Annotated in this window: 19 protein-coding genes; 16 read left to right on the forward strand and 3 right to left on the reverse strand. The window is 66.6% G+C overall.

Annotation, left to right across the window (positions count from 1 at the left end; translation table 11 throughout):
- Positions 1-68 precede the first annotated feature (68 nt).
- The 3 genes from C4B30_RS11220 (at position 69) to def (ending at position 4,129) form a co-directional block, all read left to right on the forward strand.
- Positions 69-1,358, forward strand: coding sequence for a cell division protein ZipA C-terminal FtsZ-binding domain-containing protein (locus C4B30_RS11220; RefSeq protein ID WP_027784777.1), 1,290 nt, complete (start codon positions 69-71; stop codon positions 1,356-1,358).
- A gap of 165 nt (positions 1,359-1,523) precedes the next feature.
- Complete coding sequence (gene ligA / locus C4B30_RS11225; protein ID WP_027784776.1) at positions 1,524-3,599, forward strand: NAD-dependent DNA ligase LigA; 2,076 nt, start codon at positions 1,524-1,526, stop codon at positions 3,597-3,599.
- A complete protein-coding gene (gene def / locus C4B30_RS11230) occupies positions 3,596-4,129 on the forward strand; it encodes a peptide deformylase (RefSeq protein WP_027784775.1) in 534 nt (177 codons plus the stop codon). Before ligA ends, def begins: the two co-directional genes overlap by 4 nt.
- 78 nt (positions 4,130-4,207) lie before the next feature.
- On the opposite strand, the gene C4B30_RS11235 is transcribed toward def, so the two are convergent.
- From C4B30_RS11235 to map, 3 genes are read right to left on the reverse strand one after another with little or no spacing between them, the layout of a single operon-like run.
- On the reverse strand, positions 4,208-6,277 hold the full coding sequence (locus C4B30_RS11235; RefSeq protein WP_080681346.1) for a pseudouridine synthase: 2,070 nt from the start codon (positions 6,275-6,277) through the stop codon (positions 4,208-4,210).
- A gap of 17 nt (positions 6,278-6,294) precedes the next feature.
- On the reverse strand, positions 6,295-8,871 hold the full coding sequence (locus tag C4B30_RS11240) for a [protein-PII] uridylyltransferase (protein WP_027784773.1): 2,577 nt from the start codon (positions 8,869-8,871) through the stop codon (positions 6,295-6,297).
- Positions 8,872-8,917: 46 nt separating this feature from the next.
- Positions 8,918-9,733, reverse strand: coding sequence for a type I methionyl aminopeptidase (gene map / locus C4B30_RS11245; RefSeq protein WP_012328760.1), 816 nt, complete (start codon positions 9,731-9,733; stop codon positions 8,918-8,920).
- A gap of 377 nt (positions 9,734-10,110) precedes the next feature.
- Here map and rpsB point away from each other — a divergent pair, with 377 nt between their 5' ends.
- From rpsB to lpxA, 13 genes are all read left to right on the forward strand, one after another.
- Entirely contained in the window at positions 10,111-10,851 is a 741-nt protein-coding gene (gene rpsB, locus C4B30_RS11255; protein WP_006758564.1) for a 30S ribosomal protein S2, read from the forward strand.
- A 162-nt stretch (positions 10,852-11,013) separates the two neighbouring features.
- Entirely contained in the window at positions 11,014-11,895 is an 882-nt protein-coding gene (gene tsf / locus C4B30_RS11260) for a translation elongation factor Ts (protein WP_027784772.1), read from the forward strand.
- A gap of 156 nt (positions 11,896-12,051) precedes the next feature.
- On the forward strand, positions 12,052-12,765 hold the full coding sequence (gene pyrH / locus C4B30_RS11265; protein ID WP_027784771.1) for a UMP kinase: 714 nt from the start codon (positions 12,052-12,054) through the stop codon (positions 12,763-12,765).
- 112 nt (positions 12,766-12,877) lie between these two features.
- Positions 12,878-13,438, forward strand: coding sequence for a ribosome recycling factor (gene frr, locus C4B30_RS11270; RefSeq protein ID WP_027784770.1), 561 nt, complete (start codon positions 12,878-12,880; stop codon positions 13,436-13,438).
- Between the two features lie 49 nt (positions 13,439-13,487).
- Positions 13,488-14,270 carry a polyprenyl diphosphate synthase gene (gene uppS, locus C4B30_RS11275; RefSeq protein WP_006478494.1) on the forward strand — a complete coding sequence of 261 codons (783 nt, stop codon included), beginning with the start codon at positions 13,488-13,490 and terminating at the stop codon, positions 14,268-14,270.
- Positions 14,264-15,085, forward strand: a complete 822-nt coding sequence (locus C4B30_RS11280) for a phosphatidate cytidylyltransferase (RefSeq protein ID WP_027784769.1) — start codon at positions 14,264-14,266, stop codon at positions 15,083-15,085. The genes uppS and C4B30_RS11280 overlap by 7 nt, the downstream gene beginning before the upstream one ends.
- Positions 15,086-15,099: 14 nt before the next feature.
- Positions 15,100-16,296 (forward strand): 1-deoxy-D-xylulose-5-phosphate reductoisomerase, encoded by a 1,197-nt coding sequence (locus tag C4B30_RS11285; RefSeq protein ID WP_027784768.1) that lies wholly within the window; start codon positions 15,100-15,102, stop codon positions 16,294-16,296.
- An 11-nt stretch (positions 16,297-16,307) separates the two neighbouring features.
- The gene (rseP, locus tag C4B30_RS11290; protein ID WP_027784767.1) at positions 16,308-17,681 is read left to right on the forward strand and encodes an RIP metalloprotease RseP; all 1,374 of its coding nucleotides are present in this window, start codon (positions 16,308-16,310) and stop codon (positions 17,679-17,681) included.
- Between the two features lie 61 nt (positions 17,682-17,742).
- The gene (gene bamA, locus C4B30_RS11295; RefSeq protein WP_034185424.1) at positions 17,743-20,052 is read left to right on the forward strand and encodes an outer membrane protein assembly factor BamA; all 2,310 of its coding nucleotides are present in this window, start codon (positions 17,743-17,745) and stop codon (positions 20,050-20,052) included.
- Positions 20,053-20,116: 64 nt separating this feature from the next.
- Entirely contained in the window at positions 20,117-20,614 is a 498-nt protein-coding gene (locus tag C4B30_RS11300; RefSeq protein ID WP_034185423.1) for an OmpH family outer membrane protein, read from the forward strand.
- A gap of 16 nt (positions 20,615-20,630) precedes the next feature.
- On the forward strand, positions 20,631-21,710 hold the full coding sequence (gene lpxD, locus C4B30_RS11305) for a UDP-3-O-(3-hydroxymyristoyl)glucosamine N-acyltransferase (protein ID WP_027784764.1): 1,080 nt from the start codon (positions 20,631-20,633) through the stop codon (positions 21,708-21,710).
- A 129-nt stretch (positions 21,711-21,839) separates the two neighbouring features.
- Positions 21,840-22,307: a 3-hydroxyacyl-ACP dehydratase FabZ gene (fabZ, locus tag C4B30_RS11310; RefSeq protein WP_027784763.1), complete on the forward strand. Its 468-nt coding sequence runs from the start codon at positions 21,840-21,842 to the stop codon at positions 22,305-22,307.
- A gap of 67 nt (positions 22,308-22,374) precedes the next feature.
- Positions 22,375-23,163 carry an acyl-ACP--UDP-N-acetylglucosamine O-acyltransferase gene (lpxA, locus tag C4B30_RS11315; protein ID WP_027784762.1) on the forward strand — a complete coding sequence of 263 codons (789 nt, stop codon included), beginning with the start codon at positions 22,375-22,377 and terminating at the stop codon, positions 23,161-23,163.
- The last annotated feature ends 3 nt before the right edge of the window (positions 23,164-23,166 follow it).

Below are 23,166 nucleotides of genomic sequence, written 5' to 3' on the forward strand. Positions count from 1 at the left end.
TCGCGTTCGCGCGGCGCATGGGCGCCCGTTCGCGGTCCCGACGAAAAAGAATTGCTGATGGAGCGTGCATGGACGAGTTGACACTCGGTTTGATCGGCGCGGGCGCCGTCGTGGTGGGCGGCGTCGTGGTCTACAACGCATGGCAGGGCGCGAAAGTGCGGCGCAGGATGCCGCGCCCGATGCCGGAGGAAGCGGCCGAGGCGATGAACCGCCCCGAGCGCGACGAAGAGTTGCCGTTCATCGAACCGGTGCGTCAGCCGGTGCGCCGCGAGCCCGCGGCACCGGTCGCGGCGACGACGACGGCCGCGGCCGAAGCCGCGCGCGTCGAGCCGACGTTCGGCGGGGGCGCCGGCGGCGCGGCACCGGCCGATACGCCGGCCGACCTGCAGGCCGAGGCGACGGGCGTCGACACGTCGTCGGAATCGACTGAACCGGCGGCCGGTGAAGAAGCCGTACCCGCCGCCGCACGCGAAGCGGCGGCCGAACCGGCCGAGCCGACCGAACCGGTGATGCCGGCCGCGACGACGATCTCGTCGACGCCGCCCGCGATCGTCGACCGCCGCATCGACTGCATCGTGCCGATCCGCCTCACCGGGCCGCTGCCGGGCGACAAGATCCTGCCGTTTGCGCAGCGGCTGCGCCGCGCGGGCAGCAAGCCCGTGCATATCGAAGGCAAGCCGGAAGGCGGCCAGTGGGAGCTGCTGCAGAACGGCGTGCGCTATGAAGAGCTGCGCGCGGCCGCGCAGCTCGCGAACCGCGGCGGCGCGCTGAACGAGCTCGAATTCTCCGAATTCGTGACGGGCGTCCAGCAGTTCGCCGACGCGATCGACGGCGCGCCGGAATTCCCGGACATGATGGAAACGGTCGCGATGGCGCGCGAGCTCGACGCGTTTGCCGCGCAGTGCGACGCACAGCTGTCGATCAACGTGATGTCGGACGGCGCGCCGTGGTCCGCGAACTACGTGCAGGCGGTCGCTTCCCAGGACGGGCTGCTGCTGTCGCGCGACGGCACGCGTTTCGTGAAGCTCGACGCGAAGCAGAACCCGGTGTTCATGCTGCAGTTCGGCGATACGAACTTCCTGCGCGACGACCTGACGTACAAGGGCGGCAACATGATCACGCTGGTGCTCGACGTGCCGGTGGCCGAAGAGGACATCCTGCCGTTCCGGCTGATGTGCGATTACGCGAAGTCGCTGTCCGAGCGGATCGGCGCACGCGTCGTCGACGATTCGCGCCGGCCGCTGCCGGAGTCGACACTGCTCGCGATCGAGCAGCAGCTGATGAAGCTGTATGCGAAGCTCGAGGAAGCCGGCATCCCGGCCGGTTCGCCGGTCACGCGCCGTCTCTTCAGCCAGTAACGCGACGGCGCGGACGGCGCTCGGCGGCGCCGTCGTTCGTCGCTGCGGCGCGCACCGTTTCGTGTGCGCTGCAGCATGTCATCGGGCCCGCATTGCGTGCCCCGCCGCGACGTCAAACTGAGATAATCGGGCATCCGATTTTTTCAGAACGAATCTGCCGCCAGCATGGCCCGAACCCAAGCCGAACCGCCAGCCAGCCAGCCCGACGCGCGCGCCGCGTGGCTGCGCGACCAACTCGAGCGGGCGAACTACGCCTATTACGTGCTCGACCAGCCGGATCTGCCCGACGCGGAATACGACCGGCTGTTCCGTGAGCTGCAGCAACTCGAAACCGACCATCCCGAACTCGTGACGCCCGATTCGCCGACGCAGCGCGTCGGTGGCGAAGCGGCCGGCGGCTTCACGCCAGTCGTCCACGATGCGCCGATGCTGTCGCTGAACAACGGCTTCGCCGACGAGGACGTCGTCGCGTTCGACAAGCGCGTCGCCGACGCGCTCGCCAAGACGACCGATCTCGCCGGCTCGGTGACGGAGCCCGTCGAATACGCGTGCGAACTGAAGTTCGACGGCCTCGCGATTTCGCTGCGCTACGAGCACGGCGTGTTCGTGCAGGCATCGACGCGCGGCGACGGGACGACGGGCGAGGACGTGACCGAGAACGTGCGCACGATCCGCTCGATTCCGCTCAAGCTGAAGGGCAAGCACGTGCCGGCCTTGCTCGACGTGCGCGGCGAGGTGCTGATGTTCAAGCGCGATTTCGCACGCCTGAACGAGCGCCAGCGCGCGGCCGAGCAGCGCGAATTCGCGAACCCGCGCAACGCGGCGGCCGGCAGCCTGCGCCAGCTCGACTCGAAGATCACCGCGCAGCGTCCGCTGTCGTTCTTCTCGTACGGAATCGGCGTGCTCGACGGCATGCCGATGCCCGACACGCACAGCGCGCTGCTCGACTGGTACGAGGCGTTCGGCCTGCCGGTGAACCGCGAGCGCGCGGTCGTGCACGGCGCCGAAGGCTTGCTCGATTTCTTCCGCAAGGTCGGCGAGAAGCGCGATTCGCTGCCGTACGACATCGACGGCGTCGTCTACAAGGTCAACCGGCGCGACGAGCAGGAGCGGCTCGGCTTCGTGTCGCGTGCGCCGCGCTTCGCGCTCGCGCACAAGTTTCCCGCGCAGGAAGCGCTGACGAAGCTCGTCGCGATCGACGTGCAGGTCGGCCGTACCGGCGCGATCACGCCGGTCGCGCGTCTCGAGCCGGTGTTCGTCGGCGGTGCGACCGTGACCAATGCGACGCTGCACAACGAGGACGAAGTGCGCCGCAAGGACATCCGGATCGGCGACACCGTGATCGTGCGCCGCGCGGGCGACGTGATTCCGGAAGTCGTCGGCGCGCTGCTCGACCGGCGCCCGGCGGATGCGGCCGAATTCGTGATGCCGACCGAATGTCCGGTGTGCGGCTCGAAGATCGAGCGCCTGCCGGACGAGGCGATCGCGCGCTGCACGGGCGGGCTGTTCTGCCCGGCGCAGCGCAAGCAGGCGCTGTGGCATTTCGCGCAGCGCCGCGCGCTCGACATCGACGGCCTCGGCGAGAAGATCATCGACCAGCTCGTCGAACTGAAACTGGTACGTACGCCGGCCGACCTGTTCAATCTCGGCTTCGCGACGCTGGCCGAACTCGACCGGTTCGCCGAGAAGTCCGCGCAGAATCTGCTCGATTCGCTCGAGAAGGCGAAGCATACGACGCTCGCGCGCTTCATCTACGGGCTCGGCATCCGTCATGTCGGCGAATCGACCGCGAAGGATCTCGCGAAGCATTTCGGCTCGCTGACGCCGATCATGGACGCGTCGATCGAGGAACTGCTCGAAGTCAACGACGTCGGGCCGATCGTCGCCGAATCGCTCCATCAGTTCTTCGCGGAGGAGCACAACCGGACCGTGATCGAGCAGTTGCGCGCGCCGGGCAAGGTCACGTGGCCGGAAGGGCCGCCCGCGCCGAAGGCGCCGCAGGGTGTGCTCGCGGGCAAGACCGTCGTGCTGACGGGCACGCTGCCGAATCTCACGCGCGATGCGGCGAAGGAGATGCTCGAAGCGGCGGGCGCCAAGGTGGCGGGTTCGGTATCGAAGAAGACGGATTACGTGGTCGCGGGCGCCGAAGCCGGCAGCAAGCTCGCGAAGGCCGAGGAACTCGGCATCCCCGTGCTGGACGAAGACGGTCTGCACCAACTCCTGGAGGGCAATACGCCATGATTCGCGAGATCCTGAAGATGGGCGATCCGCGCCTGCTCGAAGTCGCCCAACCGGTCGAGCGGTTCGATACCGCCGAGCTGCACGAGATCGTCGCGGACATGTTCGAGACGATGCACCACGCGAACGGCGCCGGGCTGGCCGCGCCGCAGATCGGCATCGGGCTGCAGATCATCATCTTCGGCTTCGGCAACAACAACCGCTACCCGGATGCGCCGCCGGTGCCCGAGACCGTGCTGATCAACCCGAAGATCGAGTACATGCCGCCGGAGATGGAAGAGGGCTGGGAAGGCTGCCTGTCGGTGCCGGGCATGCGTGGCGTCGTCAGCCGCTACGCGAAAGTGCGCTACAGCGGCTTCGACCAGTTCGGCGAGAAGATCGATCGTGTCGCCGAGGGGTTCCACGCGCGGGTGGTCCAGCACGAATACGATCACCTGATCGGCAAGCTGTATCCGATGCGGATTACCGACTTCACGCGCTTCGGCTTCACCGAGGTGTTGTTCCCGGGCCTCGATCCGGCCGACGACGACTGATCGGCCGCGCTCCCGTGGAAAAGAAAAAACCCGCGCAAGCGGGTTTTTTCATGGCGGGTGCACGTGACGTGCCCGAGGTCAGAACGTCTCGTCGGCGGACAGGTAGCGCCATTGGCCCTGCGGCAGCGCGCCGAGCATCACGCGGCCCATCCGCACACGCTTCAGGCCGATCACGTCGAGGCCGACCAGTTCACACATGCGGCGGATCTGGCGCTTCTTGCCTTCGCGCAGCACGAACCGCAACTGCTCGCCGTTCTGCCAGCTCACCAGCGCGGGCTTCAGCGCGACGCCGTCGAGCTCGAGGCCGTGGCGCAGCTTCGCGAGCGATTCCGCCGGGAAGTGCTGATCGATGTCGAGCAGTCGTTCGCCGAAGCGCACGCGCACCAGGTACTCCTTGTCGATGTCCGACTGCTCGCCGATCAGCTGCTTCGCGATCACGCCGTTCTGCGTCAGCACGAGCAGGCCGGTGGAGTCGATGTCGAGACGGCCGGCCGGTGCGAGCGCATGCAGGTGCTGCGGCGAGAAGCGCACCGGCGAATGATCGCCGCTCCAGCGGTTCGCGCGCGTGATCAGCACGGCCGCCGGCTCGTAGCCGTCTTCCGCCTGGCCCGACACGTAACCGACCGGCTTGTGCAGCAGGATCGTCACTTGCGCGGCCTGCGCGGCGCTCGCGCGCTCGTCGATCTCGATCTTCTGGTCGGCGCGCACCTTGGTGCCGAGCGTGTCGATGCGTTCGCCGTCGACGAGCACCCAGCCTTTTTCGATCCATTCGTCGGCTTCGCGGCGCGAGCACATGCCGAGTTCGGACATCCGTTTCGACAGGCGCATCAGGCCCGTTTCGTCGCCGTAGTCGACGTCGGCCGCCGCGCGCTTGACGGGTTGCGCGGTCTTCACCGCGCCGAACGAACGGCGCTCGCCGTCGCGCGCGGGCTGGGCCGGGCGGTCGCCGAAGCTGCGCTTCGCGCCTTCGCCGGTTGCCTTGTCGCGGTAGGACGGGCGCTTGCTGTCGTCACCGCCTGTCGCACGGCGCGGACGCGCATCGTCGTCGTTGCGGCGCGGCGGGCGATCGGACGGCGTGCTGCGGTCGCCGAAGCTGCGCTTCGCGCCTTCGCCGGCTGTCTTGTCACGATAGGACGGACGCTTGCTGTCGTCACCACCTGCCGCAGGGCGCGGACGCGCATCGTCATCGCTGCGGCGCGGCGGGCGATCGGACGGCGTGCGGCGGTCGCCGAAGCTGCGCTTCGCACCTTCGCCGGTTGCCTTGTCGCGGTAGGACGGACGCTTGCTGTCATCACCACCTGCCGCACGGCGCGGACGCGCATCGTCATCGCTGCGGCGCGGCGGGCGATCCGACGGCGTACGACGGTCGCCGAAGGTGCGCTTCGCATCTTCGCCGGCTGCCTTGTCACGATAGGGCGGACGCTTGCTGTCATCACCACCTGCCGCACGGCGCGGACGCTTGCTGTCATCACCACCTGCCGCACGGCGCGGACGCGCATTGTCATCGCTGCGGCGCGGCGGGCGATCCGACGGCGTGCGGCGATCGCCGAAGCTGCGCTTCGCATCTTCGCCGGTTGCCTTGTCACGATAGGACGGACGCTTGCTGTCGTCACCACCTGCCGCACGACGCGGACGCGCATCGTCGTCGCTGCGTCGTGGCGGGCGATCCGACGGCGTACGACGATCGCCGAAGCTGCGCTTCGCGCCTTCGCCGGCTGTGTTGTCGCGGTAGGACGGACGCTTGCTGTCGTCACCACCTGCCGCACGACGCGGACGCGTATCGTCGTCGCTGCGGCGCGGCGGGCGATCGGACGACGTGCGACGGTCGCCGAAACTGCGCTTCGCACCTTCGCCGGCTGCGTTGTCGCGATACGGGGCTCGCGGGCCGCGTTCGGCACCGCCGTCACGCGGCGCACGCTTGGCCGGTGCGCGATCCGCACCCGGGCGCTCGGCGCCTGCGGCACCGCGCGGCTTGAACGGGCGGTCGCCGGCGGCTGCCGAAGACGCCTTCTTCGGGCGGGCCGGCTTGTCCCCGGCGGGCGGCGCGGCGGGGCGCACCGCCTTGCGGGCGACGAGGCTGCCGGAGCGGACGGGGGCGCGAGTCGGCGACGCCGGCTTCGGATTCTTGACGGTTAATTTGGTGCGCATAAACGCTGGGGATTCATTCAGACTGCGATCGCACGCAGCAATTCGGTTTCGAGCTGGATCTGCAGGCGGTTGTCGGACAGGCCGGCGCCCGCGAGCAGGAAGATGTCTTCGACGCGCTCGCCGAGCGTATTGATCCGCGCCGCATGGACGCCGATCCGATGTTCGGCGAGTACGCGCGCGATCGAATAGAGAAGGCCCGGCCGGTCGTTGGCGGACACGGACAGGATGTAGTACTGACCGCGCTCGTCGGCCCGCAGGTCGACGCGCGGCGTGATCGGAAACGTCCGGGACAGCCTCGACAGGCGGCCCTTCGACGGCTCCGGCAGCGGTGCGGTTTCGGCGAGCCGCGTCGCGAGTTGCTGTTCGACGAGATTCGCGATGTCGCGGTAGCGCACGTCGCGTTCGGTCTGCGTGACGATGAAGTTGTCGAGCGCATAGCCGTGCCGCGTCGTGCTGACGCGCGCATCGAGCACCGACAGCCCGTTGCGGTCGAAATACGCGCAGATGCCCGCGAACAGGTCGGGGCGGTCCTTCACGTACACGAGTACCTGCAGCGCGTCGCCGATCGGCGACGGCCGCGCGCGGACGATCGCGGTTTCGGCGTTCACGTGCCGGTACAGCACGCGCGTCTGCCACGCGATGTCGGCCGCGTCGTGACGCAGGAAGAAGCCGACGTCGAGCTGATCCCACAACGCGCGGTGCGCATCGTCGGGCACGGTTTCCAGGCGCAGCAGCGCGAGCGCCTGCTCCTGCCGCGACTTCAGCTCCGAATGCGCGTCGGGGTTCGCGCCGCCGAGCACCGCGAGCGTGATGCGGTAGAGATCCTCGAGCAGCTTGCCCTTCCACGTGTTCCACACCTTCGGGCTCGTGCCGCGGATATCGGCGACGGTCAGCAGGTAGAGCGCGGTGAGATACCGTTCGTTGCCGACGACCTCGGCGAAGCGCTTGATGACTTCGGGGTCGCTCGTGTCCTGTTTCTGCGCGACCTGGCTCATCGTCAGGTGATGCTGGACGAGCCACACGATCAGCGCCGCGTCGTCGCCGGCGATGCCGTGCTCGCGGCAGAAGCGCCGCGCGTCGGCCATTCCGAGCGTCGAGTGATCGCCGCCGCGGCCCTTCGCGATGTCGTGGAACAGCGCCGCGACATACAGCACCCACGGGCGCTCGAAGTTGCCGATCAGCTGGCTGCAGAACGGGTATTCGTGCGCATGCTCGGCCACCGCGAAGCGGCGGATGTTGCGCAGCACCATCAGGATGTGCTGGTCGACCGTATATACGTGATACAGGTCGTGCTGCATCTGCCCGACGATGCGGCGGAAATTCAGCAGATAGCGGCCGAGCACGCTCGTCTGGTTCATCAGCCGGAACGCGTGCGTGATCCCTTCGGGTTGCTGCAGGATCCGCATGAACGTGTCGCGGTTCTGCGGATCGCGGCGCCACGCGTTGTTCATGATTTCGCGCGAATTGTACAGCGCGCGCAGCGTGCGGGCGGACAGGCCCTTCACGCCGCGCGTCGTTTCGTACAGCAGGAACGCTTCGAGGATCGCGTCGGGATGGCGTTCGAACACGCCGTCGTCGACGATCTCGAGCATCCCCTGTTTCTCGACGAAGCGATCGGCCGACAGCACGCGCGTGATGCCGCTCGTCGCGGGGAAGAGCTGCGCCTCGATGTTCTGGATCAGGATCGTCGCGAGCTGCGTGACGGCTTTCGCTGCCCAGTAGTAGCGGCGCATCAGCTGCTCGCTCGCGCGCTTGGCCTGCGTGGGCTGGTAGCCGAAGCTTTCGGCGGCCTGCGTCTGCAGGTCGAACACGAGCATGTCCTGACGGCGTCCGGCGATCACGTGCAGCCGCGCGCGCAGCGTCTTCAGGAAGCCTTCGTTGCGGCGCAGCTCGCGCGCTTCGCGATCGGTGATGAGGCCGCGCGTGTCGAGTTCGCGCCAGCTGCTGCCGAAGCCGGCCGCGCGCGCGATCCACAGGATCGTCTGCAGGTCGCGCAGCCCGCCGGGGCTCTCCTTCACGTTCGGTTCGAGGCTGTACGGCGTGTCCTGGAACTTCGCGTGGCGCTGGCGCATCTCGAGCACCTTCGCGGTGAAGAACGCGCGTGCGTCGAGCGCTTCGTGGTAGCGCACGGTGAAGCGCTCGAACAGCGCGGTGCTGCCGACGATGCGGCGCGCTTCCAGCAGCGAGGTCTGCACCGTGACGTCCTGCGACGCCTCCTCGATGCACTGTGCGACCGTCCGCACGCTGCTGCCGATCTCGAGGCCGAGATCCCACGCCATTCCGATGAAGCGCTCGATGCGCGCGTCGAGCGCCGGGTCGTGCGCATCGGGCAGCAGCACGAGGATGTCGACGTCGGAATAGGGCGCGAGCTCGCCGCGCCCGTAGCCGCCGACGGCGACGAGTGCGAGCGTCGCGGGCAGCCCGCATTCGTCCCACACGCGCTTCAGTGCGTCGTCGGTGAGTTTCGACAGCGCGTGCATCAGCGGCGCGACGTTCGCCGCGCGGCGAAAGCGCTCGAGCATCTCCGTCTTGGCGGCCTTGAATTCGGCGCGCCGCGACAGCGCTTCGGGCGAGGGGGCAGCGTGAGCGCTCATGGGCGGCCGTTCAGGTGCGGAAGTGGGCGGGCGGGCGCGACGGCGCTCAGACGGCGGCGGCCGGTTGCGCGAACACGGGGCGCGCCGGCGTGCCGGCCGACACGGTCAGCACTTCGTAGCCGGTTTCGGTGACGAGCACCGTGTGCTCCCACTGGGCGGACAGGCTGCGGTCGCGCGTCTTGACCGTCCACTGGTCGGGCATCGTGCGGATGTCGCGCTTGCCGGCGTTGATCATCGGCTCGATCGTGAAGATCATCCCGGCCTTCAGCTCGATGCCGGTGCCCGGGCGGCCATAGTGGACGACCTGCGGATCCTCGTGGAACACCGTGCCGATGCCGTGGCCGCAGTATTCGCGCACGACGCTGTAGCCTTGCGCTTCCGCGTGCTTCTGGATCGCGTAGCCGATGTCGCCGAGGTGCGCGCCGGGCTTGACCTGGTCGATGCCGAGCCACATGCATTCGTAGGTCGTCTGCACGAGGCGCTTCGCGAGGATCGACCCCTCGCCGACGATGAACATCCGGCTGGTGTCGCCGAAATAGCCGTTCTTGATCACGGTGATGTCGATGTTCAGCGCATCGCCGTTCTTGATCACCTTCTCGCCGGGAATGCCGTGGCAGATCACGTCGTTGACCGAAATGCAGGTGGCCTTCGGGTACGGCGGATAGCCGGGCGGCTGGTAGTTCAGCGGCGCGGGGATCGTGCCCTGCTCGTTGAGCATGAACTCGTGGCAGAGCCGGTCGAGTTCGGCGGTCGTGACGCCCGCGACGACGTGCGGCGTGATGAAGTCGAGCACTTCGCTCGCGAGACGGCAGGCAACGCGCATCTCCGCGATATCGTGTTCGTTTTTGAGCGTAATAGCCATCGAGGTATGCCTGGAATGCGGTGAATTGACGGATTATCGCACCTTATGGCGGGCCTCGCAGCCCCTGCCGGCCGCGCGGCTGCGGGTTTTCGCCGATTGTCCGGCCCGCTGCCGCGCGGCAAGCGAAAGTGCCGCGCGACTTGAGAGCGGACAAATCCGCGTGCTATACTCTTTGGCTAAGTCGATATCCAAATGCCGAATTGTCCCCATGTTGGGGCGGCATCGCGGTGAAAGGCTTACGGCACGGGCATCTTGCACGTGTCGAATCGCAAGCCGGCGCACCCAGGGTGCCGGCCGCGCGGCATGCTCGCCCTTCGGGCGGGTTCGCGCGGCGGTACGGCAGCCGGCTTAAGACCCAACCCTCGTGGAGAATTTACATGGCAGTTACGATGCGCCAAATGCTGGAAGCGGGTGTCCACTTCGGTCACCAGACGCGCTTCTGGAACCCGAAGATGGCTCCGTTCATTTTCGGTCACCGCAACAAGATTCACATCATCAACCTCGAAAAGACGCTGCCGATGTTCACGGACGCACAGAAGTACGTGCGCCAGCTGGCAGCGAACCGCGGCACGATCCTGTTCGTCGGCACGAAGCGCCAGTCGCGTGACACGATCGCCCAGGAAGCGCAACGTGCGGGCATGCCGTACGTCAACGCACGCTGGCTCGGCGGCATGATGACCAACTTCAAGACGCTGAAGGTATCGATCAAGCGCCTGAAGGACATGGAAGCGGCTGTCGAATCGGGCGAAACCGAGAAGATGAGCAAGAAGGAAGCGCTGCTGTTCGAACGTGAAATCGCCAAGCTGCAGAAGTCGATCGGCGGCGTGAAGGACATGGGCGGCATTCCGGACGCGATCTTCGTCATCGACGTCGGCTACCACAAGATCGCCGTCACGGAAGCGAACAAGCTGGGCGTGCCGGTCATCGCCGTGGTCGACACGAACCACTCGCCGGAAGGTGTGGACTACGTGATCCCGGGCAACGACGACTCGAGCAAGGCAGTCGCGCTGTACGCTGAAGGCGTGGCCGACGCGATCCTCGAAGGCCGTGCGAACGCGGTCAACGAAGTGGTCCAGGCGGCGCGCGGCGACGACGAGTACGTCGAGGAAAACGCGTAACTGGCCCCGAGCCGGCGCAAAAAGGGGGCTCTCAACAGGCCCCCTTTTTTTAAGCTTGTGCGCCGGACCTGATCGCGCCGAATCGGCGCGGGTCCGGAAACGAATCTCGGCCGTTCGCGTCCAAGCGGGCGGCGTTGTGAACACAGACTCAAGGAGCGAATGATGGCGGCAATTACCGCAAGCATGGTGGCAGAACTGCGCGCAAAGACCGACGCACCGATGATGGAGTGCAAGAAGGCGCTGACGGAAGCCGACGGCGATCTGGCCAAGGCTGAAGAACTGCTGCGCGTCAAGCTCGGCAACAAGGCGAGCAAGGCCGCATCGCGCGTGACGGCGGAAGGCGTCGTCGCATCGTTCGTCGGCGGCAACGCCGGCGCGCTGGTCGAGCTGAACTGCGAAACCGACTTCGTCGCGAAGAACGACGACTTCCTCGCCTTCTCGAAGACGGTCGCGGAACTCGTCGCGACGCAGAACCCGGCCGACGTGGGCGCGCTGTCGGCGCTGCCGCTCGAAGGCTCGACCGTCGACGCAGTGCGTCTCGCGCTGATCGGCAAGATCGGCGAGAACGTGTCGATCCGCCGTTTCGTCCGTTTCGAAACCGCGAACAAGATCGCCACGTACCTGCACGGCGCGCGTATCGGCGTGATCGTCGAGTACACGGGCGCGGAAGAGCAGGTCGGCAAGGACGTCGCGATGCACATCGCCGCGATGAAGCCGGTCGCGCTGTCGTCGGCCGACGTGCCGGCGGAACTGATCGAGACGGAGCGCCGCGTGGCCGAGCAGAAGGCTGCCGAATCGGGCAAGCCGGCCGAAATCGTCGCGAAGATGGTCGACGGCAGCGTCCAGAAGTACCTGAAGGAAGTGTCGCTGCTGAACCAGCCGTTCGTGAAGAACGACAAGCAGACGATCGAGCAGATGCTGAAGGCAGCGAATGCCGCAGTGCAGAAGTTCGCGCTGTTCGTCGTCGGCGAAGGCATCGAGAAGCGCCAGGACGACTTCGCCGCCGAAGTGGCCGCGCAAGTCGCAGCAGCAAAGCAGCAGTAAGCAGTCAGGCAGTATCCGCGGCGGGCGTCCGCTCCGCCGCGGCCGGCGGCGTCGCCGGCCGGCCGGGAACCCCGGTCCGGTCGGCGGCGCTTGCCCGAATCAGTATTTCGCCCCTACAGTTCGTGGTTGTCATCCTCTCGTCGCTCGGAAGCCCCTATGTCCAATGCCTATAAACGCGTCCTCCTCAAACTCTCCGGCGAAGCGCTGATGGGCGACGATGCCTTCGGCATCAATCGCGCGACGATCGAACGGATGGTGGCCGATATCGCGGAAGTCGTGCGTCTCGGGACGCAGCTCGCGGTCGTGATCGGTGGCGGTAATATTTTCCGCGGCGTCGCGGGCGGCGCGGCCGGGATGGACCGCGCGACGGCCGACTACATGGGGATGCTGGCGACGATGATGAACGCGCTGGCGCTGCAGGACGCGATGCGCCACGCCGGCATCGAGGCGCGCGTGCAGTCCGCGCTGCGCATGGATCAGGTCGTCGAGCCGTACATCCGGCCCCGCGCGATCCGTCAGCTCGAGGAAGGCCGCGTCGTGATCTTCGCGGCCGGCACCGGCAACCCGTTCTTCACGACGGACACCGCCGCCGCGCTGCGCGGCTCGGAAGTGGGCGCCGAGGTCGTGCTGAAGGCGACCAAGGTCGATGGCGTATATTCTGCCGATCCGAAGAAGGATCCGTCGGCCACGCGCTACGCGACGATCAGCTTCGACGAGGCGATCAGCCGCAACCTGCAGGTGATGGACGCGACGGCGTTTGCGCTGTGCCGCGACCAGAAGCTGCCGATTCGCGTGTTTTCGATCAACAAGCCGGGCGCGCTCAAGCGCATCGTGCTGGGCGAGGACGAAGGTACGCTCGTCCACGTGTAAACTCCCGCGGATGCGGGCGACCGGCGCGGGTTGCCGGCCGCGGCGCGCGACATGCGTCGGGCGGGGCTCGCGTTCTTTGAAGGTTTGATGGTTTGAAGGTTCGGAGGTTGAAATGAGTGTCGCTGATGTCAAGAAGGGCGTCGAGCAAAAGATGCAGCGCTCGATCGAAGCGTTCAAGAACGATCTGGCCAAGATCCGTACGGGCCGTGCACACACCGGTCTGCTCGATCACGTGCAGGTCGACTACTACGGCTCGATGGTGCCGATCTCGCAGGTCGCGAACCTGACGCTCGTCGACGCGCGCACGATCGGCGTGCAGCCGTGGGAAAAGAACATGGTCGCGAAGGTCGAGAAGGCCATCCGCGAAGCCGATCTGGGCCTGAATCCGGCGACGTCCGGCGACCTGATCCGCGTGCCGATGCCCGCGCTGACGGAAGAGCGCCGCCGCGAGCTGACCAAGGTCGTGAAGAGCGAAGGCGAAACGGCCAAGGTCGCCGTCCGCAACCTGCGCCGCGACGCGAACGAAGCGCTGAAGAAGCTCGTGAAGGACAAGGAAATCTCGGAAGACGACGAGCGCCGTGCGAGCGACGACGTGCAGAAGCTGACCGACAAGCACGTTGCCGAAATCGACAAGCTCGTGCAGACCAAGGAAGCCGAGATCATGACGGTCTGACGACCGTCCTCGCGCGCCGCCTTCTTCCCGCATTACTGTCTCAACGGCCATGACCTATACCAGCTCTACCGTTCGCGTGCCTGACGTCGGTGTCGTGCCGCGTCACATCGCGATCATCATGGACGGCAACGGCCGTTGGGCGACCGAACGCCGCTTGCCGCGCGTCGCGGGGCATACCCGCGGCGTCGATGCCGTACGGGCGGTGGTCGAAGGCTGCGCGCGCGCCGGCGTCGAATACCTGACGCTGTTCGCGTTCAGTTCGGAAAACTGGCGCCGGCCGAACGACGAAGTGTCGTTCCTGATGCGCTTGTTCATCACCGCGCTCGAGCGCGAAGTGGGCAAGCTGCATGCGAACGGGATCCGCCTGCGTGTCGTCGGCGATCTCGACCGTTTCGAGCCGCGCATCCGCGAACTGATCCGCCGCGCCGAAACCAAGACGGCGCGCAATACCCGTCTGACGCTCACCATCGCAGCCAACTACGGCGGCCGGTGGGACATCCTGCAGGCGACGAAGAAGCTCGTCGAGCAGGCCGTGCGCGAAGGTCGCGAGGTCGAAGTGACCGAGGACGCGTTCGCGCCGCACCTGGCAATGGCCTACGCGCCGGAGCCCGATCTCTTCATCCGCACCGGCGGCGAGCAGCGCGTCAGCAACTTCCTGCTGTGGCAGCTCGCGTACGCCGAATTCTATTTCACCGACAAGTACTGGCCGGATTTCGACGGCGCGGCACTGGCCGACGCGATGGCGTCGTATACCGAGCGCGAGCGCCGTTTCGGGCGCACGAGTGCGCAGCTCGAACCGCAATCGCAGAACGCCGACTCCCTTTCATGCTGAAAACCCGTGTGATCACGGCGATCGTGATGCTGGCAGTGCTGCTGCCGGTGACGCTGTTCGCGCCGCTCGATGGGTTCGGCGCGCTGATCGGCGTCGTGCTCGTGTTCGCCGCGTGGGAGTGGGCGCGCCTGCTGAAGCTCGGCGGCGCGGGCCCGATCGTCTATGCGGTCGTCGCGGCGCTCGCGCTCGCGGTCACCGCGCCGCTCGGCGTCGATGCCGCATCGTCCCGGCCCCTTTTCATGGCGGCCGGCGTGTTCTGGCTGCTGGTCGGCCCGTTCGCGCTGCGGCGCAAGCCCGCGCTCGCGGGCGGCGTCTGGCGGCCGTTCCTGCTGGTCGCGGGCCTCGTCGTGTTCGCCGCCTGCTGGCACGCGCTCGTCGCAGCCCGCGCGCAGGGCGTACCGTTCGTGCTGTCGCTGCTTCTGGTCGTCTGGTTGGCCGATATCGGCGCATACTTCGCCGGCAAGGCCTTCGGAAAGCGTAAACTGGCCATCACCATCAGCCCCGGCAAGAGCTGGGAAGGTGCGATCGGCGGCTGGTTCGCGGTGATGGTCGTCGCCGGTATCGCGATGGCCACGCATGCATTCGAACCGACCCTGTTTTCTGCATTTGCCGCTCGTTACGGGATGCCCGGCGCGTGGGCCGCGCTGACGCTGCTGGTCGCGTACAGCGTGATCGGCGACCTGTTCGAGTCGCTGCTGAAGCGGCAGGCGGGTGTGAAGGATTCGAGCGGACTGCTGCCGGGCCACGGCGGCGTGCTCGATCGTGTCGACGCGCTGCTGCCGGTGCTGCCGCTCGCGATGCTGCTGCTTGGTTAACCATTATTTCTGTTATGCAAAAACGTCTGACATTGCTCGGTTCCACGGGCTCGATCGGAGACAGCACGCTCGATGTGGTCGCGCGCCATCCGGAGCGCTTCTCGGTCTACGCGCTGACCGCGCACCGCAACGGCGACAAGCTCGTCGAGCAGTGTCTGCGCTTCGCGCCTGAAGTGGCGGTGGTCGGCGATGCCGCGACGGCCGCGCACGTCGATGCGAAACTGCGCGCGGCGGGCAGCAAGACGATCGTGCTGCACGGGCCGCAGGCGCTCGTCGACGTGTCGAGGAGCGACGGCTGCGACACGGTGGTCGCGGCGATCGTCGGCGCGGCCGGCCTCGCGCCGAGCCTGGCGGCCGCACGCGCCGGCAAGCGGATCCTGCTCGCGAACAAGGAAGCGCTCGTGATGTCGGGCGCGATCTTCATGGACGCCGTGCGCGACCATGGCGCGATCCTGCTGCCGGTGGACAGCGAACACAACGCGATCTTCCAGTGCATGCCGCGCGACGCGGCCGGGCACGGCGGGATCTCGAAGATCATCCTGACCGCATCGGGCGGCCCGTTCCGCACGCGCGAGCCGGCCACGCTCGTCGACGTGACGCCGGACGAGGCGTGCAAGCATCCGAACTGGGTGATGGGCCGCAAGATCTCGGTCGATTCCGCGACGATGATGAACAAGGGCCTCGAGGTTATCGAGGCGCACTGGATCTTCGGGCTGCCGGGCGACCGGATCGACGTGCTGATCCATCCGCAGAGCGTGATCCATTCGCTCGTGTCGTACCGCGACGGCTCGGTGCTCGCGCAGCTCGGCAACCCCGACATGCGTACGCCGATCGCACACGCGCTCGCATTCCCCGAGCGCGTCGACGCGGGCGTCGATCAGCTCGACCTCGCGCAGATCGCCCAGCTGTCGTTCGAGAAGCCCGATTACGCGCGCTTCCCGTGCCTCGCGCTCGCGCTGAAGGCACTCGAGGAAGGCGGTATCGCGAGCGCCGCATTGAACGCGGCGAACGAAGTGGCGGTCGAAGCATTTCTCGAGCGCCGGATCGGCTTCATGGCGATCGCGGCGACGGTCGACGCGGTGCTCAACACGCTGCCGAACCGCGCGCCCGACGGGCTCGACGACGTCCTCGCGGCGGATGCCGAGGCTCGCCGCCTCGCCGCCGCGATCATTGCAAAAGCGCCTGCGCCACGCGTGGAGCGTACGGTCTGAATGGGGTGCTCATGAACGTGCTGGTCGAACTGGTCGCGTTTGCGGTGGCGATCGGGATACTGGTCGTCGTGCATGAGTACGGACATTATCGTGTCGCGCGCTGGTGCGGCGTGAAGGTGCTGCGTTTCTCGATCGGTTTCGGCCAGCCCGTCGCGCGCTGGGTCAGCCGCAGGACGGGCACCGAGTGGACGCTGTCCGTGCTGCCGCTCGGCGGCTACGTGAAGATGCTCGACGAGCGTGATCCGGGCCCCGGCATCCCGCCCGAGGAGCTCGGGCAGGCATTCAATCGCCAGTCGGTCTACAAGCGTATCGCGATCGTCGCGGCCGGGCCGATTGCGAACTTCCTGCTGGCAATCGCGCTGTTCTCCGTCGTATTCGCCACCGGCGTGACCGAGCCGACCGCGATCGTCGCGCCGCCGGCCGCCGGCACCGCGGCGGCGCGCGCGGGTTTCGACGGCAGCGAGACGGTCGTGTCGATCCGCGACGCGCAGGGTGGCGAGTCCGAACCGGTGCGATCGTGGTCGGACCTGCGCTGGAAGCTGCTGTCGGCCGCATTCGACCATCGCGAGGTCGTGCTCGGCGCGCGCGACGGCAATGCGACGACGTTCGATTTCCGCGTCGACCTGCGTAACGTGCCCGACAGCCAGCTCGACGACGACTTCATGGCCCATCTGGGCTTCGAGGCTGGCGGCGGCACGTTGTCGGTCGCGTCGGTGCAGCCGGGCAGCGCGGCGGAGCGGGCGGGCCTGACAGTCGGCGACAAGCTGGTCGCGCTCGACGGCAAGCCGATCGGCGGCGCGGCGCGCTTCATCGATACGGTGAAGCACCATGCGGGGCAGCCGCTCGACCTGCAGATCGAGCGCAACGGCGCCGTGCGGACGGTGTCGATCGTGCCGCAGATGCAGCGCGACGACGAATCCGGGCAGCAGGTCGGCCGGATCGGCGCGGCGCTGTCGATGCACGCGCCGTCGGTGGACGTGCGCTACGGGCCGATCGAGAGCCTGCGGCTCGGCGCGCACCGCACGTGGGACATTTCCGTGTATTCGCTGAAGATGTTCGGGCGCATGATCACGGGCAACGCGTCGCTGAAGAACCTGTCCGGCCCGGTGACGATCGCCGACTACGCAGGCAAGAGCGCGCGGCTCGGCCCGTCGGCGTTCCTGTCGTTCCTCGCCCTTGTCAGCATTAGCCTTGGCGTCCTGAACTTGTTGCCGATTCCCGTTTTGGACGGGGGGCATCTGTTATATTATGCGGTTGAAGCCGCGACCGGGAAAGCCGTCTCGGAGCGCTGGCAGCTGATTCTGCAAAGAGCCGGGTTGATCTGCATCGTCGCATTGTCGGCGATCGCGCTGTTCAACGATCTGGCTCGGTTAATCCATTTCTGAAGCGTCAGGCGGCGGCCGCTGGCCAGCCGCCCGATTTGATGCAGCTAAATACTGGGGATGCATGTTGTTCAAACCTCATCGCTTTGTACCTAAGACAGTTGCAGCGGCCGCGCTCGCCGCGCACGGCCTCGCGGCGCATGCAGCGGCACCGTTCGTGGTGCAAGACATCAAGATCGAGGGGCTGCAGCGCGTCGAAGCGGGTTCGGTGTTCGCCTATCTGCCGATCAAGCAGGGCGATACCTTCACGGACGACAAGGCATCCGAAGCAATCCGCGCGTTGTACGCGACGGGCTTTTTCAACGACGTTCGCATCGCCACGCAGGGCAACGTCGTGATCGTGCAGGTGCAGGAGCGTCCGGCCATCGCGTCGATCGACTTCACCGGCACGAAGGAATTCGACAAGGACAACCTGACGAAGGCGCTGCGCGCGGTCGGCCTCGCCGATGGCCGCTACTACGACAAGGCGCTCGTCGACAAGGCGGAGCAGGAGCTCAAGCGCCAGTACCTGACGCGCGGCTTCTATGCGGCCGAGGTCAAGACGACGATCACGCCGGTCGACGCGAACCGCGTGTCGATCCTGTTCGCGGTCGCCGAAGGCCCGAGCGCGAAGATCCGCCAGATCAACTTCATCGGCAACAAGGCGTTCAGCACCAGCACGCTGCGCGACGAGATGCAGCTGTCGACGCCGAACTGGTTCTCCTGGTACACGAAGAACGACCTGTACTCGAAGGAAAAGCTCACGGGCGACCTCGAGGCCGTGCGTTCGTACTACCTGAACCGCGGCTACCTCGAGTTCAACATCGAGTCGACCCAGGTGTCGATCTCGCCGGACAAGAAGGACATGTACCTGACGGTCACGCTGCACGAAGGCGAGCCGTACACGGTGTCGGGCATCAAGCTGTCGGGCAACCTGCTCGATCGCGAGGCCGAACTCAACAAGCTGATCAAGATCAAGCCGGGCGACCGCTTCTCGGCCGAAAAGCTGCAGCAGACCACCAAGTCGATCGTCGACAAGCTCGGCGAATACGGCTATGCATTCGCGACCGTCAACGCGCAGCCGGACATCGACCAGGCGAACCACAAGGTGAACCTGAACCTCGTCGTCGACCCGAGCCGCCGCGTGTACGTGCGCCGCATCAATGTGGTCGGCAACACGCGCACGCGCGACGAAGTGGTGCGCCGCGAAATGCGCCAGCTCGAAAGCTCGTGGTTCGACTCGAACCGCCTCGCGCTGTCGAAGGACCGCGTGAACCGTCTCGGCTACTTCACCAACGTCGACGTGACGACGGTGCCGGTCGAAGGCACGAACGACCAGGTCGACGTGAACGTGAAGGTCGACGAAAAGCCGACCGGCGCGATCACGCTGGGCGCCGGCTTCTCGTCGACGGACAAGGTCGTGCTGTCGGCCGGCGTGTCGCAGGACAACGTGTTCGGTTCGGGCACGAGCCTGTCGGTGAACGTCAACACCGCGAAGAGCTATCGTACGCTGACCGTCACGCAGGTCGACCCGTACTTCACGGTCGACGGCATCAAGCGGATCACGGACGTCTTCTACCGTACGTACCAGCCGCTCTACTATTCGACGAGCTCGAGCTTCCGGATCATCAGCGCGGGCGGCAACCTGAAATTCGGCATTCCGTTCTCGGAAGTCGACACCGTGTACTTCGGCGCGGGCTTCGAGCAGAACCGCCTCGACGTCGATTCGAACACGCCGCAGAGCTACCAGGATTACGTGAACGAGTTCGGCCGCGTGTCGAACACGGTGCCGCTGACGGTGGCGTGGTCGCGCGATGCGCGCGACAGCGCGCTGATTCCGAGCCGCGGCTACTTCACGCAGGCGAACATGGAGTACGGCGTGCCGGTCGGCAAGATCCAGTACTACAAGGCCGACCTGCAGGCGCAATACTACTATTCGTTCTCGCGCGGCTTCATCCTGGGCCTGAACCTGCAGGGCGGCTACGGTAACGGTATCGGCAACCCGTACCCGATCTTCAAGAACTACTACGCGGGCGGTATCGGCTCCGTGCGTGGCTACGAGCCGAGCTCGCTGGGCCCGCGCGACACGAAGACGAACGACCCGATCGGCGGTTCGAAGATGCTGGTCGGCAACATCGAGCTGACGTTCCCGCTGCCGGGCACGGGTTACGACCGCACGCTGCGCGTGTTCACGTTCCTCGACGGCGGTAACGTGTGGGGCAATGCGCCGGGCGGCACGAGTACGGGCTCCAACGGCCTGCGCTACGGCTACGGTGTGGGTCTCGCATGGATTTCGCCGATCGGCCCGCTGAAACTGAGTCTCGGCTTCCCGCTGCAGAAGCACGAAGGCGACCAGTACCAGAAATTCCAGTTCCAGATCGGGACGGCGTTCTGACCGAACGCATGACAACAGCAACGAGAGGGTAATTTTGCTAACCGGTAAGTTTTCGAAACGAGTGATGTGCGCGCTGACCGTTGCGCTGGCCCTGGGCGCGGCAACGGTGCACGCACAGGACGTCGCCCGCATCGCGGCGGTCAATTCGGATCGGATCCTGCGCGAGTCGGCGCCCGCGAAAGCGGCGCAGACGAAGCTCGAAGCCGAGTTCGCGAAGCGCGACAAGGATCTGCAGGATCTGGCGGCGCGTCTGAAGTCGATGTCCGATTCGCTGGACAAGGGCGGCACGTCGCTGTCGGCGGCCGATCGCGCGCAGAAGCAGCGCGATCTCGCTCAGCTCGACACCGACTTCCAGCGCAAGCAGCGCGAGTTCCGCGAAGACCTGAACCAGCGTCGCAACGAGGAACTGGCGGCCGTGCTGGAGCGGGCGAACAAGGTCATCAAGCAGATCGCCGAGCAGCAGAACTACGACCTGATCGTGCAGGAAGCCGTGTACGTCAGCCCGCGCATCGACATCACCGACAAGGTGCTCAAGGCGCTCGCGTCCGGCTCGACGAACTGAACGGAGCAGACGACGAATGGCATTGACGCTCGATGAACTCGTAAAGCGGTTCGGCGGCGAGATCGCCGGCGATGCACAGTGCACGGTCGGCGGCCTCGCGCCGCTCGACCAGGCAGGCCCTCAGCAACTCGCGTTTCTTGCGAACCCGAAGTACCTGTCGCAGGTCGAGACGACCCGCGCCGGCGCGGTGCTGATCGCGCCGAAGGATCTCGAAAAGCTGGGTGCGGCCGCCAAAGCCCGCAATTTCATCGTGACGCCGAATCCGTACGCGTACTTCGCGCGCGTCGCGCAGATGTTCATCGATCTCGCCATGCCGCCGCGCGCGGCCGGCGTGCATCCGAGCGCGACGATCGATCCGGCGGCGAAGGTCGCCGCGACCGCGGTGATCGGCCCGCACGTGACGGTCGAGGCCGGCGCGGTGATCGAAGACGGCGTACAGCTCGACGCGAACGTATTCGTTGGCCGCGGCACGACGATCGGCGCCGGCTCGCATTTCTATCCGAACGCATCGGTGTACCACGGCTGCAAGATCGGCCCGCGCGCGATCGTCCATTCGGGCGCCGTGATCGGCTCGGACGGCTTCGGCTTCGCACCGGATTTCGTCGGCGACGGCGACGCGCGCACCGGCAGCTGGGTCAAGATCCCGCAGGTCGGCGGCGTGACGATCGGCCCGGACGTCGAAATCGGCGCGAACACGACGATCGACCGCGGCGCGATGGCGGATACCGTCATCGAGGAATGCGTGAAGATCGACAACCAGGTCCAGATCGGCCACAACTGCCGGATCGGCGCGTACACGGTGATCGCCGGCAGCGCCGGCATCGCGGGCAGCACGACGATCGGCCGCCATTGCATGATCGGCGGCGCGGCGGGGATCGCCGGCCACGTGACGCTCGGCGATTATGTGATCATCACCGCGAAGTCGGGCGTATCGAAGTCGCTGCCGAAGGCCGGCATCTATACCAGCGCGTTCCCGGCCGTCGACCACGGCGAATGGAACAAGAGCGCCGCGCTCGTGCGCAACCTCGACAAGCTGCGCGAGCGCATCAAGGCGCTCGAAGCCGCGCTCGCCGCCCAGGGCGGCACCCACGCCTGAGCGCATCATGCGAGACCACGAACCGGGCACGGCCAGCGCAACCGGCCCGGTTTGTCAGACTGGGCCGCGCGGCGGCCCGCTTCAGCCTTTGCATCACCACCGCGCAGCCTCTGCGTGAGACGAACCATCATGAGCACTGAAAAAATCAATCTCGACATCCACAAGATCCTCACGCTGCTGCCGCATCGCTACCCGATTCTGCTCGTCGATCGCGTGCTCGAACTCGAGCCGCACAAAGGGATCAAAGCGCTGAAGAACGTGTCGATCAACGAGCCGTTCTTCCAGGGGCACTTCCCGAAGCGGCCGGTGATGCCGGGCGTGCTGATCCTCGAGGCGCTCGCCCAGGCCGCGGCGCTGCTGACGTTCGCGGAAGAGACGCCGAAGGATCCGGAAAACACGCTGTATTACTTCGTCGGGATCGACGGTGCCCGCTTCAAGCGCGTGGTCGAACCGGGCGACCAGCTGATCCTGAACGTGACGTTCGAGCGCTACATCCGCGGCATCTGGAAATTCAAGGCGGTGGCGGAAGTGGACGGCAAGGTGGCGGCGGAAGCCGAACTGATGTGCACGGTCAAGACGGCCGACGCGGCGCCCTGAGCGACGCGGCACGCATGGGTAACGTAACGCGAGCAACGCGACACATCATATCGAGAGGCAACGGCGCATGACCAGGATTCATCCTACCGCGATCGTCGAGCCGGGCGCGCAGATCGACGAATCGGTCGAGATCGGCCCGTACGCGATCGTGGGCCCGCACGTCACGATCGGCGCGCGCACGACGATCGGCTCGCACAGCGTGATCGAAGGCCATACGACGCTCGGCGAGGACAACCGCATCGGCCATTACGCGTCGGTCGGCGGCCGTCCGCAGGACATGAAGTACAAGGACGAACCGACCCGGCTCGTGATCGGCAATCGCAACACGATCCGCGAATTCACGACGATTCACACGGGCACCGTGCAGGACGTCGGCGTGACGACGCTCGGCGACGACAACTGGATCATGGCCTATGTGCACATCGGCCACGACTGCACCGTCGGCAGCCACGTGATCCTGTCGAGCAACGCGCAGATGGCGGGCCACGTCGAGATCGGCGACTGGGCGATCGTCGGCGGCATGTCGGGCGTGCACCAGTTCGTGCGCATCGGCGCGCATTCGATGCTGGGTGGCGCATCGGCGCTCGTGCAGGACATTCCGCCGTTCGTGATCGCGGCGGGCAACAAGGCCGAGCCGCACGGGATCAACGTCGAAGGGCTGCGCCGGCGCGGCTTCTCGGCCGACGCGATCTCGGCGCTGCGCAGCGCGTACCGCGTGCTGTACAAGAACGGCCTGTCGCTCGAGGAAGCGAAGGTGCAACTGAGCGAGCTCGCGCAAGCGGGCGGCGAAGGCGATGCACCGGTGAAGGCGCTCGTCGAGTTCGTCGTCGCGTCGCAACGCGGCATCATCCGCTAGGCG

It is taken from the genome of Burkholderia sp. BE12 (assembly GCF_002959955.1).
In the GTDB taxonomy this organism is placed as follows: domain Bacteria; phylum Pseudomonadota; class Gammaproteobacteria; order Burkholderiales; family Burkholderiaceae; genus Burkholderia.

Excerpts from the sequence above, each read along its gene's own strand:
- C4B30_RS11240 (WP_027784773.1), bottom strand. The coding sequence starts at position 8,871 with ATGAGCGCTCACGCTGCCCCCTCGCCCGAAGCGCTGTCGCGGCGCGCC.
- ligA (WP_027784776.1), top strand. The coding sequence starts at position 1,524 with ATGGCCCGAACCCAAGCCGAACCGCCAGCCAGCCAGCCCGACGCGCGC.
- C4B30_RS11285 (WP_027784768.1), top strand. The coding sequence starts at position 15,100 with ATGCAAAAACGTCTGACATTGCTCGGTTCCACGGGCTCGATCGGAGAC.
- map (WP_012328760.1), bottom strand. The coding sequence starts at position 9,733 with ATGGCTATTACGCTCAAAAACGAACACGATATCGCGGAGATGCGCGTT.
- lpxA (WP_027784762.1), top strand. The coding sequence starts at position 22,375 with ATGACCAGGATTCATCCTACCGCGATCGTCGAGCCGGGCGCGCAGATC.
- rpsB (WP_006758564.1), top strand. The coding sequence starts at position 10,111 with ATGGCAGTTACGATGCGCCAAATGCTGGAAGCGGGTGTCCACTTCGGT.
- fabZ (WP_027784763.1), top strand. The coding sequence starts at position 21,840 with ATGAGCACTGAAAAAATCAATCTCGACATCCACAAGATCCTCACGCTG.
- frr (WP_027784770.1), top strand. The coding sequence starts at position 12,878 with ATGAGTGTCGCTGATGTCAAGAAGGGCGTCGAGCAAAAGATGCAGCGC.
- rseP (WP_027784767.1), top strand. The coding sequence starts at position 16,308 with ATGAACGTGCTGGTCGAACTGGTCGCGTTTGCGGTGGCGATCGGGATA.
- C4B30_RS11280 (WP_027784769.1), top strand. The coding sequence starts at position 14,264 with ATGCTGAAAACCCGTGTGATCACGGCGATCGTGATGCTGGCAGTGCTG.
- uppS (WP_006478494.1), top strand. The coding sequence starts at position 13,488 with ATGACCTATACCAGCTCTACCGTTCGCGTGCCTGACGTCGGTGTCGTG.
- bamA (WP_034185424.1), top strand. The coding sequence starts at position 17,743 with ATGTTGTTCAAACCTCATCGCTTTGTACCTAAGACAGTTGCAGCGGCC.
- C4B30_RS11235 (WP_080681346.1), bottom strand. The coding sequence starts at position 6,277 with ATGCGCACCAAATTAACCGTCAAGAATCCGAAGCCGGCGTCGCCGACT.
- def (WP_027784775.1), top strand. The coding sequence starts at position 3,596 with ATGATTCGCGAGATCCTGAAGATGGGCGATCCGCGCCTGCTCGAAGTC.
- C4B30_RS11220 (WP_027784777.1), top strand. The coding sequence starts at position 69 with ATGGACGAGTTGACACTCGGTTTGATCGGCGCGGGCGCCGTCGTGGTG.
- lpxD (WP_027784764.1), top strand. The coding sequence starts at position 20,631 with ATGGCATTGACGCTCGATGAACTCGTAAAGCGGTTCGGCGGCGAGATC.
- tsf (WP_027784772.1), top strand. The coding sequence starts at position 11,014 with ATGGCGGCAATTACCGCAAGCATGGTGGCAGAACTGCGCGCAAAGACC.
- pyrH (WP_027784771.1), top strand. The coding sequence starts at position 12,052 with ATGTCCAATGCCTATAAACGCGTCCTCCTCAAACTCTCCGGCGAAGCG.
- C4B30_RS11300 (WP_034185423.1), top strand. The coding sequence starts at position 20,117 with ATGTGCGCGCTGACCGTTGCGCTGGCCCTGGGCGCGGCAACGGTGCAC.